The following is a 17,803-nucleotide window of genomic DNA, read 5'->3' on the forward strand; positions in this document are numbered from 1 at the left end:
TGATGGCCGTTTACCCCTTGGCAGGCGCGATCTCGTGGGCGGGAGGCGCCGCCACCGGCAGGGACTCGCCGTAACTGGTGAATGTCGCCTGCAGACTTGTGCGCCCGTGCTTCTCGTGCGTGGTCATGAACGCCACCCGCACCGGCAGGTTTCCAGCGCCGAGCCAGATCGTCACGTCGAGAGTTTTAGGCAGATCCTCGGACGTGCTGATGTACGGCGCGAGGGCCTTCGCCGCGACGGCCTTCCGCAGGTCGATCACCAAGCGGTACTTCGTCGCCACGTCGTCCTCGACGCTCTCCTTCGGGCCACGCGTGAAAGTGGCGTACGGCGCGCCGTTCGCGAGTAGATGCGGCAAGGACTGACCCGCCACGATCTCGGCGAGCGCGGCCGACATGCCGAGCCGGGGCCGCACCGACGTTGTGACCTCCACCCACGGCTTTGCCGGGTTCCCCGTGAGGCTCTGGTCCTTCAGGTAGTAGACGCCGTCGATCCGAACGAAGCGGATGCCATCGGCCCGTACCGACATATCGGTGGTGTTTGGCTTGAAGCGCAGATTCGCTGTGATGGAGGCGGTGCCGTCGCCGTCGGTGGTCGTCGTGGTCACGGCGACAGTGCCCTTGGCCTTGAGCGCACGGAGCACCTGCGGCCCGAAGTTCTCGCGCGTCAACGGACCTCTCGCGGGCGGCGGCAACGTCATCGAAGGGCGCATGGTCGGGGCGGTGGCCCCTGTCGAGGGCGCCGTCGACGGACTCGTACTGCCGCCAGAGGTTTCACTCGGGGCAGCTGACGGCGTGCTGGTGGCAGGCGCGGCCGAGGTCGGCGTACTGACAGACGGGCCGGCGCTGGGCTCTGCGCCTCCGCAACCGGCAACCCCGGCGAGCACGAACAGGACGGAAACACTGATGACGGACGATTTCACGGCAGCTCTCTTCGACGCGGGATACCAGGGCTCGGACAGGCCCGTGGGGGGTCGGGTTGCCGGATCGGCCCACAGTATGAAGGCGCGCGGGGTGGTTTGACCAGCTTCCATCGCTATTCCGGGACGGCGATTGTCAGTGCTTGGCAGCGGAGCGGTCAGTTCGGGCTGATGAGTAGTTCGAGGTCGTCGACGGAGGCTTTCGCGCCGAGTTCGGCGTACAGCGTGCGGGCGGCGGTCCACTCGGCGCGGGCCTCGTCGTGTAGGCCGCGGGCGTCGAGTACGCACCCGACCACCTGCAGCGCGCGGGCCTCCAACGTCTGGTCGTGCAGGATCCGGGCCCGCTCCGCGCTGGTACGGCCGTGCGCGAGGGCGTCGGCGAGCTTGTCCTGCTCCAGCTGGGTGCGGGCCAGTTCGACCGTCGCGATGATCTCGAACGTCGTGAGGTGGTTCCGCTGGCAGACGGTGATGCTCTCCTGCAGCACCTCCGCACTCTGGACCAGCCGGTGCGCCCGCCGGTGCGCGATGCCGATGTTGTTGAGCGCGCGGGCCAGTCGCAGCGGCCGGTCGGCGTCCTTGAGCAGGGTGAGCGCCCGGTCGTAGTAGTCGAGCTCGCACTCGGAATTGCCCTCGTGCCCGTACAAGATGCCGAGCGAGAGGTAACACTGCACCTCGCGCGAGTGGCTCTCCAGCGCTGAGGCGATCTCGAGGGCCTGATGGCCGACGCGAATGCCCTCCTCGATCCGCCCGAGTAGCGCGAAGAGGTAGCTGAGGTTGCACAGCGCGGCGGCCCGGCCATGCTGGTCGTCGACCTTTTCGAACAGGTCGAGCGCCTTCCGCATGCCCTCGACTGCCTCATTCCACCGGCCGAGATGGCCCAGCGCCGCCGCCATGTCGTGCCAGGCGATGCCAAGCATGGCCGGTTCGGCCCGTTCGCGTGTGAGGGCGCCGAGTTCGAGGTAGTCGGCCATCATGCTCGCGTTCTGGTACACGGGGAACATGGCCGTGGTGAGCTGCACGGTGAGCCGGTCGATCCGCTCGCTCATGCCCAGAGCCAGCCGGATCAGCGCGCGGATATGCCGGCGCTCCGAGTAGAACCAGTCGGTCGTCGCCGCCTCGTCGTCGATCGTCGGCAACGGCCCGACCAGGTCGGCGTCGTACCAGGTCTGACGTTCGTCGAGGCCGTACTGCAGGTCGGCGAGGCGCCAGGCGATTCCGGCGTACAGCTTGAGGAGTCGTTCGATCGCGATAGGCCGGGCCGTCGGTGGCAGCTGGGCGGCGCCGTACTCCTGGGCGTAGATGCCGACCAGGTCGTGGAATCGGTACCGCCCGGGCAGACGCGTCTCCAGCAGGCCGTTGTCGACCAGGCGCTCCATCAGTCGCTCGGCGGTATCCGTATCGACGTCGAGCAACGCGGCGGCCGCGGGAATCCCGATATCCGGCCCCGGGCAGAACGTCAGCACCACCAGCGCCTCGACCGCCTGCCGGTCGCGCGGATCGTCGCTCTGCGCCAGCTGCTCCAGGGACAACCCGAGCGAACTCCGCACGCCCAGATCGTGGTGCTCGAGCTCGTCCAGTTGCCGGTGTTTGTCGCCGAGACGGGTGTTCACCAGCGAAACCGGCCACGGCGGCCGGGCGGCGAGACGCGCGCCGACGATCCGGATGGCCAGCGGGAGATGCCCGCAGCGACGGATCAGCTCCCGTACGGCGGCGGGCTCGGCCTCGATCCGGGAATCACCCGCCACACTCGCCAGCAAACCGATGGCCTCGCCGTCCGAGAACGTGTCGAGCTGGATCTGTTGCACCCCGGGCAGCGTGGTGAGGGACCGCCGGCTGGTCACGATCACCGCGGATCCGGCCGTACCGGGCAGGAGGTCGAGCGCTTGCTGCGCATCGGAGGCGTTGTCCAGCACGACCAGGACCCGTTTCCCCGCGAGCAGCGAGCGGTATCGCCCGGCCGCGTGCACGGGATCGACCGGGATTTCGTTCGCCGGTACGCCGAGGGCGGCGAGCAACATCGAGAGGGCCTGCCCGGCCGGCATCGGGTCGTCCGGGCCGAACCCGCGCAGGTCGACGTACAACTGCCCGTCGGGAAACTCGTCAGCCAGCTGATGTGCCACATGCACCGCGAGGGCGGTTTTGCCGACGCCGCCCATCCCGACCACCGCCGCGACCCCGACGCTCGTCGTATTGCTCAAGGCCGTCGTGAGCTCGGCGATTTGCCGCTCCCGGCCGGTGAAATCCCCGACCGTGGGCGGCAACATCCTTGGTACGTCGGCGCGCTCGGGCGAATCGGTCCCCGGTATGGGCTCGGGTGGTGGCTCGGAATCCGGCCGCGACGCGTAAAGCAGCCGGGCGCGATCGTGCGCCGACAACCGAAGCGCCTCGGCCAGCAACAGCACGGTCTCCCGCCGCGGAGACGTCCGCTTGCCCCGCTCCAGCGTGCTGACCGCCTGCGGGCTCAACGTCGCCAGCTCCGCCAGCCCGGCCTGGGTCAGCCCAGCCCGGGTCCGGAACTCCCGTAACAACGCCGCGAACCCCAACAACTCACTCGCCAAACCGTCCCCCTTTCAGCTGGTTCGTCAGGAAGCCGACCTGACGAACCACCCCCAGACCACTACCCGCGCGACAACCCGCGCACGGATGATCCGACGGCCACGCGCCGCCAACCGAACGGACCGCCATCAACACCTCCGGTCGTCGGCCGGCTCTCCCCAGAACCCGTCCAAGCGTCATTATGAACGACGCCTCCGACAACCTAGGCCGTTGTCCGCCAGTTAGCGGCCCCATTTCCGGTTCAGACCGCACCCAGAGGCCTCGCCACTACCTGCGATCCGGTCGCGGGCGGACCGCTGCGGATCACGCCGACTTCTTCTAACTCAGAACAGCATCTGGCGGTGAATTTCCTACGGCGATTGTCTCAACGCTGACGAATCATCGGTCCGTCGTACCAGTGCAGGTGTTTGCCGAGATCCTGTGCTGAGTTGCTCAGCACCTCGTCCAACTCCCTGGCGGCTATGGTGAGCCCAAGCCCTTCGTACATGGATCGAGCGGTTCGCCAGCAGATCTCGGCCTGGGCTGAGTCACCACGGGCTTGTAGAACTACGCCCATCACGTAGAGGGCCCGCGCTTCGAGCGACTGCACGTTGATCGCGCGGGCCTGCTCAACACTCTCCTGGATTGTGTCTAGTGCTTCAGCAGGCCGGTCCTGCGCAAGCTGGGTGCGCGCCAGTTCGACGAGCCCCACGCATCGATTTGGTAGCTGCACGGCGGCCTCGGCCGCTTTCACGCTAAGCCTCAGAAGCCGGGCGCTTTCTTCAAGGCGATCTGCACGACGATGAGCCATCCCGATGTGCTTGTAGACGTTGTGGCGTCTACGGAACTCGGCGGGGTTTTGTTCTACCAGGGCGATTGCACGCTCGAAACAAGCCAACTCCCGCTCGGTGTCACCTCGGAGACCGTGAGCGACGCCGAGATACATGTGCATCTGAGAGGCACGCGGCGGCACATCGGGCCGTCGCAGCAGCGCTAGACCGCGTTCGCCCGCGGCAATGCTGTCATCGAGCCGCCTGACGATGGCGTACACATGGGTGAGGTTACGGAGCACCATCGCCTCGGCGACGTGATCGTCGGCTTCACGGGCCAGGATCAAGGCGCGTTCGAACCGGTCAAGGCCTTCATCCGGATGGCCGGTCTCGAACAGGATCGCCCCGGCGTCATGAAGTAGGACGGCTTGAGCGGCGAGATCACCAAGGCGAATCGCGGCCTGCTGCGCGGTGGCGTTCACCGCTGCGGCGTCAGCCTGCATGGCCAGATCCATGTACCTGGGCATCAATCCGATGCCGAGTTGCACGATCAGCGCGTCATGTTCCGTCGTTGCCGCTGACACCGCCTCGAGCAGGTTCCGTCGTTCCAGCCCGAGCCAGTCGGCAGCCGCGGCGGTAGCGACGTCAGCGAATGATGCGACGGTGCCGAGCGTCAGGTCGTCGTACCAGGTGAGGCGCTCGTCGATACCCCAGGACCGGTCCGACGCCTGCCAGGCGTGGCGGGCGTAGAGGCGGAGCGCCCTGGTGAGGGAGGCGTGCTGATGATCTTTGGGGGCGCCCAGTTCACGGAGGTAGGCGCGGATCAGGTCGTGGAAGCGGTAGCGGCCGGGGCTGTGGCTTTCGAGCAGGGCGTTGTCGACCAGGCGTTCGAGAAGGTGCTCGGTGGAACTGGGGTCGCGGTCGATCCAGGCCGCGGCGACCTCGGTGCTGAAGTCTTGGCCGGGTGCGCTCGGCAACAGTCGCACGGTGGCCGCCGCCTGCCGATCCCTTTCGTCATCGCTGCTCGTGAGTTGGTCGATCGAAATGGCCAGCGAACGCCGGACACCGAGGTCGTGATGTTCCAGCTCGTCCAACTGACGCCGGTCGTCCGCCAGCCGGTCGCGCATCGCGGTCACGGACCAGAACGGCCGGGCGGCCAAGCGCGCGCCAACGATTCGGAGGGCGAGCGGTAGCCGGCCGCAATGTTGGGCGATCTCCTTAGCTGCTTGGAGATCCTCGTCCAGGGACCGGCCAGACGTCTGCGCCAGCATCGCGACGGCTTCGGCTTCGGTGAAGGTGTCCAGCCGGATCTGACCAGCGCCGGCGACCACGAGTGCCCTTCGGCTGGTGATGATCGCGGCTGAACCAGCCGATGTAGGCAGCAACGGTTCGACGTGGCGGGCGTCCAATGCATTGTCGAGTACGAGCAGGATCCGCCGGTCCGCCACCAGCGAGCGGTAACGCCCGATTGCGAGAGCCGGATCGGCGGGAATATCGGCGGCCGAAACACCTAGCGCGCCAAGCAGGATGGCGATCGCATCGATACTGGAGGTCGGGCCGCCGGTCGCGAACCCGCCGAGGTCGACGTACAGCTGTCCATCGGCGAACGTAGGCGCCATCTCGTGAGCGACTTGAAGAGCGAGGCTGGTCTTGCCGACGCCGCCCATACCGGTGATCACGATCAAACCGCTCGAACCGGTTGAGCGATCCAGTTGCGCCCGTACGGCGGCCGCCTCGCGCGTGCGGCCGGTGAAATCGGCGGTGACCGGTGGCAGCGTTCTCGGCACGATGCCGCTCGCGCCGGTCTGAATTGGGGTGCTGCCGGTTTGCTCCATATCGGTGTGGCGGGAGGAGCGCAAGAGGTGTTCGGTCTCGTCGGCCGATAGTTGAAAGGCGTTGGCGATCAGGAGGACCGTTTCCCGGCGCGGCTTGCTCCGTGTTCCCCGCTCCAGCGTGCTGACCGTCTGCGCGCTCAGGCCCGCCCGCGCGCCGAGCTGGTCCTGCGTCAGATCCGCCGCCGTCCGCAACTGCCGCAGCAGATCCCCGAACGTACTCCCCGAAACCATCGGCCCGATCCTCCCCCCGAACAAAAGGCGCTGTGGTTCAACCCAATCCAGCCGTCGGGCCCAGCCAGTAGGAGCCGCCCACAACGCCATCGACTGTAACCGGCCTCAAGCGATCTGGTCAGGTGCCACTTCCGGCGCGGAGAGGTCTTCAACGGCGACCGTCATGCCAAAGAGTCGGGCTGCTTGGTCCTGCGGGCCGGTCGGCCAACAGATCCTCCAGCTCGGTGATCGCCCCGACCGCCCCGAGCTGGCGGTAGATCGCCAGCGCTTCCTCCCAGCTGGCACGAGCGGCTGCCAACTTGCCGTCTCCAGCGAGTGTGCTGCCGACAGCTTGCAGAGCCCGGGCGTGTAGAGATTGAATCCCAGCTCCTTCAGCCAGCTCTATTGCCTCGTGCGCCGTCTGCAAGGATGCCGCAACGTCGCCCATCGCCGCCTGAGTTCGGCACAGCTCGATCAAAGCGACGACTTCGTGGGCCAACTGCCCTTGCTGCTGCGACGCCAGGATGCTTGCCTCCAGGAGTTCCGCACTCATCGGCAGACGTCCGGCGCGTCGATGAGCCGCCCCGATGTGCTTGAGGGCGAACGCGGCCCGGTTGGGTTGGTACTCCGCGGCAAGCATCTCCAGCGACCTCTCGAAATGCTGAAGTTGCTGCTCTTCGTCGCCCAATCCCTCTTCGCCGTAAATCGAGCCCAGCAGCATGTAGCACTGTGCCAGCCGGAGCGGCGGGTTTCTGCGCTTCGAGATCCTAAGCGCCTCCTGGCCGGCGGCCAGTCCGTCCTCAAGGCGGCCCAGTACGCCGTAGACGAAGCAGAGATTGCGAAGAACCATCGCTGCGCCAGTTGAGTCTCCAGCCTTGCGAAATAGGCCGAGGGCGGTTTCCAGACTGCCGACCGCCTCGTCAAGAAGACTCTGTTCGGCCAAGGCGGCGCCGCGGTCGTGAGCTACGAGACCTTGTGCGGCAACGTCGCCCAGACGGGCCGCGGCAACTCCCGCGATCTCGGTCAGGATCAGCTGCGCGTCGTACGCCGCCTGGTTGAGGTTGATCGGCATCATGGCCAACGAGAGCTGGACCAATAGGTCGTCGAATTCGGTACCGAGGCTCGCCAGCAGCCGTGCCAGTTCGAGGAGATGGCGCTGCTCGCCCTGCAACCACGCCACCGTGTCTTCCGCTGAGGTGCCGAGGCGTTCCAGCGGGCCGAGCCCGGTATCGCGCCAGATGGAACGCTCGTCGATACCGGAGACGCGTTCAGCCACTTGCCAGCCCGTCTCGACGTAGATCAAAAGCAGCCGCCGCAGCGATTCTCGGTAGGCGGCCGACTCGCTCGGCCTCATCGATCGCTGCCGGAGATAGGCGCGGATCAGGTCATGGAACCGGTAGCGCCCTGGCGTCGCCGTGTCCAGCAGCCCGCTGTCCACAAGCCGTTCTAGCTGTACCTCGGCCGCGGCAGGCTCGAGCTCGAGCATTGCGGCCGCCGACCGCACGCTCAGATCAGGACCGGGCGCTTGAGCGAGTAGATACGCACTCGCGGCTGCCTGGTGATCGCGAGGATCGCCGCTGGTGACGAGCTGATCGATCGAAACGCCGAGTGACGCCCGCACATCCAGATTCTGATGTTCGAGCTCGGCAAGCTGACGCTGCTCGTCGCTCAGTCGCGCTGTCAGCATCGAGAACGGCCAGTGCGGTCGGGCGACCAGCCGGGCGCTCAAGATGCGCATCGCAAGCGGCAGATATCCGCACCGGCGGGCTAGTTCCTCCGCGCCACTCTGTTCGGACTCGACTCTGTCCCGCCCGACGATGCTGGACAGCAGCGACAGAGCTTCCCGCTCGCTGAACGGGGCCAACTGCACGTGAGTCGCGCCTGGCATGGTTGTCAGTGACCGGCGGCTGGTGACCACCGCAGCTGAGCCAGCCGTGCCTGGAATCAGCGGCTGCACTTGGTCGGACCCAAGCGCATTGTCCAAGACGACGAGGACTCGGCGGCCGGCAAGGAGCGTCCTGTACTTGGCCGTGCGCAGGGCCGGATCGCGGGGTACCTCGGAAGGCGGGGTGCCTAGAGCCTCCAACAGAAAGGCCAATCCGTCTGCCGTCGTCATCGGTTCACCCGGACCGAAGCCTCTGAGGTCCAGATACAACTGGCCGTCAGGGAACTGTTCATGAAGCCGGTGCGCGACGTGAAGCGCCAAGGTGGTTTTGCCGACACCCCCCATTCCACTGACCGTCGCAATCCGGACCGCCCCCTGCGCGCCAGGAGCCGGCGGCATCAAAGCTGCGGTCAACCGGCTCACCTGCTCCTCACGACCGGTGAAGTCGCTTGATCCGGCCGGAAGCATGCGTGGCATGACCCATCGGCCGACGACGGCATCTCTAGCTGGAGCCTGAACCGTCCCGGGGCGTGAGGCGGACAGCAGCAGGGCTTGTTCAACGGAAGTCAGCCGCAGGGCTTGCGCCAACAACAGGACCGTTTCGCGGCGTGGAGCGTTTCTGGTGCCGCGCTCAAGTGTGCTCACTGTTTGCACACTCAGGGCAGTCCGCTCCGCGAGTTGCTGCTGCGTGTACTCGGCTCGCAGCCGGAAATGCCGAAGCAGGTCGCCGAAGGTCTCAGCCATCGGCCCTCCCGCCGCTGGAGCGGTCGATGAACAACTGGCCATCGGGATAGCTCTCGGCTAGCAGATGGGCGACATGAAGGGCCAATGAGGTCTTACCGACGCCGCCCATGCCGGCGATGACCGCAGATTTGGGTGCACCAGGAGCTAGTTGAGGGGTGGCCAGCAACTTCCGCAGTTGTTCGACCTCCGTTTGACGTCCCGTGAAGTCGGCCACGGAGGGCGGCAACATCCGTGGCACAAGCGCGAACGACGCGTCACTGCCAATCGGGTCGCTACTCGGCCATGGCTGTTTGACCGGCTGCGCCGCGGCTAGAAGCCGTTCGTGTGCGTCGGGGGATAGCCGGAGTGCCTCGGAGATCGCGAGAACTGTCGGCCTGCGCGGACTACTTCGGGTACCGCGCTCCAGAGTGCTGATGGTCTGCACGCTGAGCCCGGACAAGTCACCCAGCTCGGCCTGCGTGAGACCCGCCCCGGTACGAAACCGATGGAGCAGTGCTCCGAAGGATTCGTCAGCCATCCTGCTCCGTCCAAGTCAGTCGAACCGCGCGAGAGATCTCAGTCCGGGAGATCGGCCAAGTGTAAAGGGTTTGTGTTTTTTGCCGGGCTAAACTCGTAGCGCTACGGAGTGAATTGATCGCGGCGAGTTATTTCCTGGCGAAACGACGCCACGGTGCGTAAACGAGCTTCAGTTGATGTATTTGATCAAACACATCAAACATCCGTTTGATCGCCGTTTGATTGATTCCGGACAGTTGAATTCGGGCGCCGAAGGGAAGCGGTGGCAATCAAGCCGGATTGTTGCAGTGCGTGCCCGAATGCGGACGCTCCGCTGACAAGACCTGTCCAAGGACTGGTCTGGCTGTGAGCTGTGACCTAATTGCAAAGACCCCGGTCAAGGCCGGGGTCTTTGCTCTGCGTAGCCGCCTGAGTCAGGCGTTGGGGCGCTTGCCGTGGTTCGCGCCCTTCTTCTTACGTGCGCGGCGCTTGCGGCCGGTCTTTCCCATTCCAGAGCCTCCTCATTACAACTGCAAAGAGTGACAGTCTCTCATACCACAAGGGCGTCCTGAGTACAGTGCGGCGAGTCACCGGCTGCCTTACAGTGTTTCGGCGCGCCCCTGCTGAGCAAAATTCGTAAGAGAGTCAGCGAAGCGCTGTCTGCCCCCTGTGCCCACTTCGGTGGGTTCAAGACTACGCCGCTGATCGGAGGTGACGTATCATGTTCAAGGTCGATCCTGAGTGGTGAACCGGCTGAAAAGGCAAGATGACCGTGGCGACAACCAGGAGTGCCCTGCGGTTCCTGGTGTCAATGGTCGCCCTCGCTTCGCTGGTCGCGCTGGTGTACTCGGCGCCCCGCGTGAACGACTACCCGACTCTGGTCCAGTTGTGCGTCGTTGTTCTCGCTGCCAGCAAGCTCCGCTTCCCGTTCGCGGCTGCCCGGGGAGCCAACCTGGCCTCGATGGCGTTGATGTCTGTATACGTCATCTCCGGTCCTTTTGCGGCAGTAGTAGTCGCAGGGGTTGGCTCAGTGCTGCATGCTCGCGGCGTCCCATGGATCAAACGAATCTTCAACAGCGCCACACGGGTGCTGTCCGCCGTAGGCGGCGCTGTTGCCTACAGCCTTCTAGACGGTCCGGTCGGGCTGACGGTTTTCGACCACGTGCCGCGTGCCGTCGCTGCGCTGACAGTCGCTGGCCTCGTCTACCAGGCCGTGAGCATTGTCTTGATGTGTTGCGTGCTGACGGTTGAGAAGGGCGTGGGCGCGGCAAGCGCCTTCTTCAAGGAGATCGTCGTCCGGACAGCTCTTCCCTCGATCGGATACCGGTTCCTCGGCCTGCTGATGGCCTTCGTCTGGCTGGGCGGCCTGGGCATCTTGGCCGGTCTTCTCATCCTGGTACCGCTGATCGTGGCGCGATGGGCGTTCGCACAGGACGAAGCGGAACGTACTGCTCAAGCTGCGACCATGCGAGCCTTCATTCAGGTGATCGAGACCAAGGACCTCTACACCCGAGGGCATTCCGAGCGAGTCAGCCAAGGTGTGGGGATGCTCGGTCGGCACCTGAGACTGAGCGATCATCGGCAACACGCGCTAGAGCATGCAGGTCTGCTCCACGATGTCGGCAAGGTTGGCGTGCCGACCAGCGTCATCCAGAAACCCGGCAAGCTCGATGACTCCGAAATGGACGCGATCAGGCTGCATCCGGCGCGTGGAGTGGAACTGATCGGCAACATTCCCTTCCTCGAGGAGGTGAAGTCCGCGGTCCTCCACCATCACGAGAAATACGACGGAACGGGCTATCCGGCCGGATTGAGCGGCGTCAATATTCCTTACTTCGCCAGGATCATCGGCATCGTGGACGCCTTCGACTCGTTGACCTCCACTCGCTCGTACCGGCCCGCGCGATCGGTTGAGGAAACGCTGGACATCCTCATTCATGACAGGCATACGCACTTCGATCCCGACCTTGTCGACTCGTTCGTGGCGCTGATTCGCGCCGAGGGCTGGCAGCCCCAGGCCGTCGAGCAGCCCGCGCCCGACTCCGCCGCGCGCGCAACCGTCGACCACGACGACCTCAGCCTTGGCAGCGGTGGGGGCGCCTCCGGCTCGGCCGCGGGTCCGGCATGACAGCCGGGGCCCGGGCGCACAGCGTCGATCCACGGCAGGCCGGCAGTGGGGTAGTCGTCGTCGTTGTCGGCGCGGTGGTCGGCGCGTTCGCGCTGCTGATCACCATTCGCCATGGCGTCAGTGGCTGGTCGTTCGCCTTGACGTTCGGTGCCCTGATCGCCATCGGCGAGATGGTGCAGTTCCGAGTCGACAGGACGCGGAACCGCGCTCCGATCGCGACCAGTGCGGCACTGGGCTACGCGATGCTACGCGGGCCCGAGGTGATGGATCCGCCCGACCTGGCACAGGTCATCGCGATCACCGGCCTCGCCACTCTCCTTGGTGTGATGCCACGTCTGATCGCCGGTTTGTGGTGGGACATGGTCATCTCTTCGCGGCGAGTTCTGTCAGTCGCCTGCGCTGCCGGTGTGTTCGCCCTGGTCACTCCAGATCGCTTCTACTGGAGTGGGTCATGGACTCACGCCGTGCCTCTTACCGCCGTCATGTTCCTGGCGGTTCTCGCCGCAGGCCTGCTGGATGCGCTGATCGGCGCGGGGCAGGACACGGAACGCTTCAACAAGCCATTTCCCGCTGCGCTTCGTGACGAACTCGCCGTTATGGGGCGGATCGGCATGGCGATGGGTATCAGCGGCATCCTGCTGGCCGCAGGCACTTCACTGATAGGGCTATGGGCTCCGCCGCTTGTCGTGGTTCCGCTTCTGATGACTCAGTTCGCCTTCAGGAGGTACGCGTCGGCTCAGCGAACCTACCGCACGACGGTCAGATCGATGGCGCGGAGCACGGAGATCGCTGGGTTCAGTAGTCCTGGCCAGAACGTGCGAACGTCCACGCTGGCTGTTGCTATCGGCCATGATCTGGGTCTGACGCCGTCGCGGATGGAAGCGCTGGAATATGCCGCGCTGCTATCGGGGGTGGGACAGCTTGCGCTGGCTGATCCCAGTCCGGGCGGTACGTCGCTGCTGCGCAAGCGGGCGGATCGCCAACGGGCTGCCGAAATCGGGGCAGAGATCATCGAGCGTTCAGGCGTGCTCGACCACGTCGCGGAGATTGTTCGTCACTCGAGCGACCCGTACCGGCGTGGCCGCGCCAGCAACACCGATATCCCCCTCGAGAGCGGCATCGTCAACGTGGCCCTGGCGTATGAGCAGTTGGTTGGGGAGGGGAATGGGCAGCGGCCGGAGAAGGCACTTGAGAGTATTGGGTTGGGGATCGGCGCTGAGTATGACCCGAAGGTCTACGAGTCATTGCGCCGAGTGGTTGCGCGTGGCTTCCGGTTCTGACGCCTTCGGGAACTCGGCCTGGGGCCTGGTCTGGTCTGAGGGGGCTTCGTCTGCTGCGACGTTGGGGTGAGATTTGAGGGTGGTGTGGAGGAGGAGGGCGGCGCCGGCGGCGGTTAGGAGGTCGCCGAGGCTGATGGCTTGGCCGGTGGTGGGGAGGGCCAGGGGGAGGGTGTCGCCTAGCCAGGGGAGCAGGGTGGTGGGGGTTTCGAGTTCGTGGCGGGGGCCGGGGGCGACGGTGGGGGAGAGGCCGGCGGCGGTTAGGGCCGAGGGGGCTACGGGCATGGCGCCGTTGAGGGATACCACCAGGGCGTTCGCGAAGAAGCCCAGCGCTAGCAACGGAACGCCCGGGCGGGTGAGGTTTTGGCGCAGGAAGATGGCGATGCAGACGGCTGAGGCGATGAGACCCGCCGCGTAGACGGTGCCGGCGGTGATCAGCGTCCCCGCGCCGGGGAGGCCGGCGGTGGTCGGTGTTCCCGCGTCGGAGAAGCCGGCGGTGCCCAAGGCGCCGAGGAGTTGGCAGATGGCGGCTGCGGCGAGCCAGCCGAGGCCGGTGAGCGGGTTGGAGGCGAGGTTCTGCAGCCGGCCGCCGGTGAGCAGGGCCAGCGGGATGGCCAGGAGGATCACCAGCAGAACCAGCAGCACAGTTGCCGATTCTTGCCGATCCAAGTGGTTTGATGGATGACATGGCTCCCGTGCGTGTCGGAATGCAGGCCAGCGTCACCGCTCCGGTCACCGAGGCGGATACCGCTGAAGCCGGTGGCAGCGGCGATCTGCCGGTGCTGGCGTCGCCGCGACTGTTGTCCTGGGCCGAGGAGGCCTGCTGCGACGCGATCGCCAAGGAACTCGCGGATGGCGCGACCAGCGTCGGCAGCCGGTTCGAGTTCCAGCACTTGGCGCCGAGCCCGGTCGGCGAGCTGATCACCGTTACCGCGACTGTTCAGTACGTCGACGGCAAGCTGGTCCGGTTCGACGTGGTCGCCTCTCATGGCGACGAGCGGATCGTTGCCTCCGGCACCATCACCCGGGTGATCGTCGATAGCACCCGCTTCCTCCGCCGCCTTCGCTGACAAAGGGCCCACGCCAAAGGGCGGCCGCCCTCAAGAAAGAGGGCGACCGCCCCGAGAAGGGAGCTAAGGCTTGGCCGGCGCCGTGCCGTCGCCGAGGATCTCCGGCAGATCCTTCACACCGGGATCGCCGGCATCCGCGCGGTAGTCGGACGGGTGGGTCGAGTCGTGGCCGTCGGCAACACCCAGCGCCCGCAGCGCGAAGGTGAGCACGACCGCCACCAGCAGGTTGATCCCGAACGCGACCAGCCCGATGTACGCCTGGCGATCCGTGAACGGGATCGTCGTCAGCGAACCACCGAAGTGCTTGCCCGTCGTCGGGTTCACCACGTTGTACGCCGTGATCGTGCCGTACAGCATCGCGACCGCCCAACCGGTCAGCAGCGCCCACTTGTGGAACCAGCGGGAGTACAGACCGCCCACAATCGCTGGGAACGTCTGCAGGATCCAGATGCCGCCGAGCAACTGCAGGTTCAGCGAGATCGTCTTGTCCATCCCGAGCACGAAGACGAGCGCGCCGAACTTCACCAGCAGTGAGGCCAGCTTGGAGACCTTGGCCTCCTGCTTCGGGGTCGCGTCCTTCTTGAAGTACTCGCGATAGATGTTGCGGGTGAACAGGTTGGCCGCCGCGATCGACATAATCGCCGCAGGTACGAGCGCGCCCACCGCGATCGCGGCGAAGGCGATACCGGCGAACCAGCTCGGGAACATCTGGTCGAACAAGCGCGGGATGGCGAGCTGCGGGTTGGCCACGCCGTCGAGGCCGGTGATGTTCACGTTGGCCGCGATCGCCATGTAGCCGAGCAGCGCGAGCAGCCCGAGCAGCAGGGAGTACGCCGGCAAGATGGCGGCGTTGCGGCGTACGACACTGCGGTTCTTCGTCGAGAGCACGGCGGTGATCGAGTGCGGGTACATGAACAGCGCCAGTGCCGATCCGAGCGCAAGCGTCCAATAGACGGAGTACCCGGCCTCACCTGGGATGAAGGCTCCGACTGGCTTCCCCGTGTTCGGGTTGGTCTGGCTCATCTTCTCCTTGGCAGCACCGAAGATGCTGTCCCAGCCGCCAAGCAGGTGCGGCAGGTACAAGATGGCTACGGCGATCACTAGGTAGATCAGGCCGTCCTTGACGAAGGCGATCATCGCAGGCGCCCGTAGGCCCGAGGAGTAGGTGTAGGCCGCAAGGACGGCGAAGGCGACTAGTAGCGGGATGTCCTTGGCCCAGATGTTGTTACCGCCAAGGCCCATCGTTTCGAAGACGGCCTGCATACCGACGAGTTGCAGAGCGATGTACGGCATCGTGGCCAGGATGCCCGTAAGCGCGACGGCCAGTGATAGCGGCTTGCTGCCGTACCGACCGGCTACGAAGTCTGCAGGTGTTACGTACCCGTTGCGGTGCGAGACCGACCATAGGCGGGCCATGAACACGAAGATGATCGGATAGACCACGATCGTGTAAGGCACCGCGAAGAAGCCACTGACGGCTCCAGTCGCGTACATGGCTGCAGGGACGGCAATGAACGTGTACGCCGTGTAGAGGTCGCCGCCGAGTAGGAACCAGGTAATGAACACACCGAAGCCGCGACCGCCCAGTCCCCACTCGTCGAGGGAGTCGAGGTGGCCGACGCTGCGCCAGCGGGCAGCCATGAAGCCCATCGCCGTGACGCCGAGGAAGATGACAATGACGATGGAGAGCTGCACGTAGTTGACGTTGCTCATGCTGCCGGGCCCTCCTTCTTCTTGTCCGGGTCGCTCAGGCCCTGTGCGGCACGTCTCTTGCGTTCCTCACGGATTATCAGCCTGAAGGCGATACTGACCGTTCCGGCGGCAATGAACACCCAGAGCAGCTGGTACCAGTAGAAGAAGGGAAAACCCCACAGGTACGGCTCCTCCCTGGCGTACGTGGTCACCAGGAGCGGTACGGCAACAGTGATCGCCAGGAGGGCTCCGGCGATCCAGTGCGCGGGTCTGACCTCAGCCAGTTTCGACACGACTTCCTCCTCAGGGGACGCGCAGAGTGACTAGCGCAGTGCTGCACGCTACCTCCCACCGTTATCGGCGCACTAGACCCGTCCTACAGTTACTTGCCACTAGCCACGAGCAGGGGAGTCCGGTGCGAGCCGTAGCGATCAGGAGCGCGGTATTCCTTCTAGTGGTGGGTCTACCGCTCTTCCCAGGGCCGCTGGGCGGCTACACGCCCTTCGCCCAGTTGAGCGCGTTTCGGCCGCAGGGGATCCTCCTGATCGCCTTGCTCTGCGTACTGGCCTTCAACCGCAAAAGCCTCAGGTTGTACGCCGTACTGGGGCTGGCGTTGGCGGTTATCGCGGCCCTCAATACGGCGCCGAGGCTATTATCGACGCCTGAGCCAGCAGCATCCGGGCGTACGACCTTGACCGTGATGGGCGCCAATATCCTTGGTGGCGGCGCGAGTCCGGAAACGGTGGCCGCCTTGATCCGCACCCACCAGCCGGCCTTCGTATCGTTGCCGGAGGCCACCGAAGACGTGCGCAAGGCGATCGAGGCCAAGCTGCCGGGCTATCGGGGCCACACCATCCAGACTGACGATTCGCCGGTCAGCGCGACGAGCGTCCTGGTATCGACCCGGCTGGGCGACGTCCGGTTCGACGCGGCGGGGGATCCGACCAGCTTCGGCCACGTGGCAGTGACTGGTGGTGCGTTGGGGGAGCTGCGGCTGATCGCGTACCACTCGTTCCCGCCGGTTCCGTCCGCGGCTGGACGGTGGCGCGACGACCTGAAGGCGATCGGGCCGTGGTGCGCCGACGGCAAAGCCGTCATCGTCGGCGATTTCAACGCCTCTATCGACCACGCGCCGTTCCGGAAAGCCCTTGGTGACCGGTGCCGAAGTGTCGCGCCCAGTGTGGGCAGGGGCCTGATCGGGACGTGGCCCGCGGATCGGCCGGCCTTCGTACGGACCCAGATCGATCACGTGGTGTTCACCGAGGGCCTCGCGCCGATCGGCTTCACGGCGTACGACCTGAAGGGCAGCGACCACCGCGCCGTGGTCGCGAAGCTAGCTGTGTGAGTTGTTCGCGGCCGGGCGGTAGATATAGGGCTGGGAGCTGCGAACGGCCTCGGTGACCATCAGCAGCAGGTCCGCCCGGGTCTCGATCGGCCGGCCGAACAACTCGTCATCGCCCGGGATCGGGAAGCCCTTCACGCCGATCGCGAGCTGACTGAGCAACGCGTGCAGTACGCCGCGGGCGTTGAAAACCGACGGCGTCGGCCACTCCGGCAACGTCTCGTGCATCACCGGCTGTTGGGCGGCCAACGCGGCGACCGGCTTCAGCCAGCGCTCGAGCTCGTCGCTGGTCAGCATGTTGCGGTGCAGGATCGTCATCACCGCGTGGGCGACCCGGTCGTGCTCCTCGTGCACCCAGCGGTACGGCGTCTCCTTCACGACCCGGTCGGCGAGTACGTCGAGCAGTGCGCGCAGTACTCCCGCGTCGCAGTGGCGGGAACGAGCCAGGGCACCGATCGCGTCGGCGCCGTGCGCGACAACGTGCGCCCAGCCGCAGTCGGGTACGTAGCCGCGCAGATCGCGTTCGCGCAGCAGCCAGGTGGCGAGCCGGTCACCCCAGCGCATCACCACCTCGTCATGAACGAGGAACTCGGCGTTGTCGCGGTGGATCACCTCGGCCAGCGTCAGCGCCGTGAACGACCGGCGGAAGACCGTGTCCGTACCGTCCTCACCAAGGCCGTAGGCCAGACCCGCGCACAACCCATCGCCGAATCCGGGCAGCAGGTCGTCGTACACCCCGCGCTCCAGCCAGGTGGCGAGCGTCGGATAGGCCAGCGAATCCCGGATCTGCGGATTGGTGCTGGCCAGACCACGGACGAGCTCCTCGGTGAGGTCGGGCAGCGCGCGGTCGTTCGGTACCGCGTAGTCCGCGGCCATCACGTCCTGCCAGTACATCGACTCCACC

14 protein-coding genes are annotated in these 17,803 nt (G+C 65.8%); 4 read left to right on the forward strand and 10 right to left on the reverse strand.

Annotated elements, in window-relative coordinates; all coding sequences use genetic code 11:
* Nucleotides 1–10 precede the first annotated feature (10 nt).
* The 6 genes from ACFFGN_RS22315 to ACFFGN_RS22340 form a co-directional block, all read right to left on the reverse strand.
* A complete protein-coding gene (locus ACFFGN_RS22315; RefSeq protein ID WP_380050863.1) occupies nt 11–697 on the reverse strand; it encodes a hypothetical protein in 687 nt (228 codons plus the stop codon).
* A gap of 377 nt (nt 698–1,074) precedes the next feature.
* Nucleotides 1,075–3,474 carry an ATP-binding protein gene (locus ACFFGN_RS22320; protein WP_380050865.1) on the reverse strand — a complete coding sequence of 800 codons (2,400 nt, stop codon included), beginning with the start codon at nt 3,472–3,474 and terminating at the stop codon, nt 1,075–1,077.
* A 362-nt stretch (nt 3,475–3,836) separates the two neighbouring features.
* Nucleotides 3,837–6,287, reverse strand: a complete 2,451-nt coding sequence (locus ACFFGN_RS22325) for an ATP-binding protein (protein ID WP_380050867.1) — start codon at nt 6,285–6,287, stop codon at nt 3,837–3,839.
* A gap of 148 nt (nt 6,288–6,435) precedes the next feature.
* On the reverse strand, nt 6,436–8,895 hold the full coding sequence (locus ACFFGN_RS22330; RefSeq protein WP_380050869.1) for a helix-turn-helix domain-containing protein: 2,460 nt from the start codon (nt 8,893–8,895) through the stop codon (nt 6,436–6,438).
* Complete coding sequence (locus ACFFGN_RS22335; RefSeq protein WP_380050871.1) at nt 8,888–9,412, reverse strand: helix-turn-helix domain-containing protein; 525 nt, start codon at nt 9,410–9,412, stop codon at nt 8,888–8,890. The genes ACFFGN_RS22330 and ACFFGN_RS22335 overlap by 8 nt, the downstream gene beginning before the upstream one ends.
* Nucleotides 9,413–9,824: 412 nt before the next feature.
* Nucleotides 9,825–9,899: a 50S ribosomal protein bL37 gene (locus tag ACFFGN_RS22340; RefSeq protein ID WP_369759046.1), complete on the reverse strand. Its 75-nt coding sequence runs from the start codon at nt 9,897–9,899 to the stop codon at nt 9,825–9,827.
* Nucleotides 9,900–10,156: 257 nt separating this feature from the next.
* On the opposite strand from ACFFGN_RS22340, the gene ACFFGN_RS22345 reads away from it, so the two are divergent.
* Together ACFFGN_RS22345 and ACFFGN_RS22350 are read left to right on the forward strand one after the other, a co-directional pair.
* On the forward strand, nt 10,157–11,518 hold the full coding sequence (locus ACFFGN_RS22345) for an HD-GYP domain-containing protein (protein ID WP_380050873.1): 1,362 nt from the start codon (nt 10,157–10,159) through the stop codon (nt 11,516–11,518).
* Entirely contained in the window at nt 11,515–12,798 is a 1,284-nt protein-coding gene (locus tag ACFFGN_RS22350) for an HD-GYP domain-containing protein (RefSeq protein WP_380050875.1), read from the forward strand. Before ACFFGN_RS22345 ends, ACFFGN_RS22350 begins: the two co-directional genes overlap by 4 nt.
* Here ACFFGN_RS22350 and ACFFGN_RS22355 read toward each other — a convergent pair.
* Nucleotides 12,760–13,440, reverse strand: a complete 681-nt coding sequence (locus tag ACFFGN_RS22355) for a DUF5317 domain-containing protein (RefSeq protein WP_380050877.1) — start codon at nt 13,438–13,440, stop codon at nt 12,760–12,762. The genes ACFFGN_RS22350 and ACFFGN_RS22355 overlap by 39 nt on opposite strands.
* Nucleotides 13,441–13,481: 41 nt before the next feature.
* Between ACFFGN_RS22355 and ACFFGN_RS22360 the strand changes: the two genes are divergently transcribed.
* A complete protein-coding gene (locus tag ACFFGN_RS22360; RefSeq protein ID WP_380050879.1) occupies nt 13,482–13,865 on the forward strand; it encodes a thioesterase family protein in 384 nt (127 codons plus the stop codon).
* A gap of 63 nt (nt 13,866–13,928) precedes the next feature.
* Here the strand turns inward: ACFFGN_RS22360 and mctP are convergent, their stop codons facing one another.
* Together mctP and ACFFGN_RS22370 are read right to left on the reverse strand one after the other, a co-directional pair.
* Entirely contained in the window at nt 13,929–15,578 is a 1,650-nt protein-coding gene (gene mctP, locus ACFFGN_RS22365; protein ID WP_380050881.1) for a monocarboxylate uptake permease MctP, read from the reverse strand.
* Nucleotides 15,575–15,850 carry a DUF3311 domain-containing protein gene (locus tag ACFFGN_RS22370; RefSeq protein WP_380050883.1) on the reverse strand — a complete coding sequence of 92 codons (276 nt, stop codon included), beginning with the start codon at nt 15,848–15,850 and terminating at the stop codon, nt 15,575–15,577. Before ACFFGN_RS22370 ends, mctP begins: the two co-directional genes overlap by 4 nt.
* A gap of 122 nt (nt 15,851–15,972) precedes the next feature.
* Here ACFFGN_RS22370 and ACFFGN_RS22375 point away from each other — a divergent pair, with 122 nt between their 5' ends.
* A complete protein-coding gene (locus ACFFGN_RS22375) occupies nt 15,973–16,902 on the forward strand; it encodes an endonuclease/exonuclease/phosphatase family protein (protein WP_380050885.1) in 930 nt (309 codons plus the stop codon).
* On the opposite strand, the gene ACFFGN_RS22380 is transcribed toward ACFFGN_RS22375, so the two are convergent.
* Nucleotides 16,891–17,793: a DUF2785 domain-containing protein gene (locus tag ACFFGN_RS22380; protein WP_380051035.1), complete on the reverse strand. Its 903-nt coding sequence runs from the start codon at nt 17,791–17,793 to the stop codon at nt 16,891–16,893. The genes ACFFGN_RS22375 and ACFFGN_RS22380 overlap by 12 nt on opposite strands.
* Between the last annotated feature and the right edge of the window lie 10 nt (nt 17,794–17,803).

The organism is Kribbella deserti, assembly GCF_042434725.1.
GTDB lineage: Bacteria > Actinomycetota > Actinomycetes > Propionibacteriales > Kribbellaceae > Kribbella > Kribbella deserti.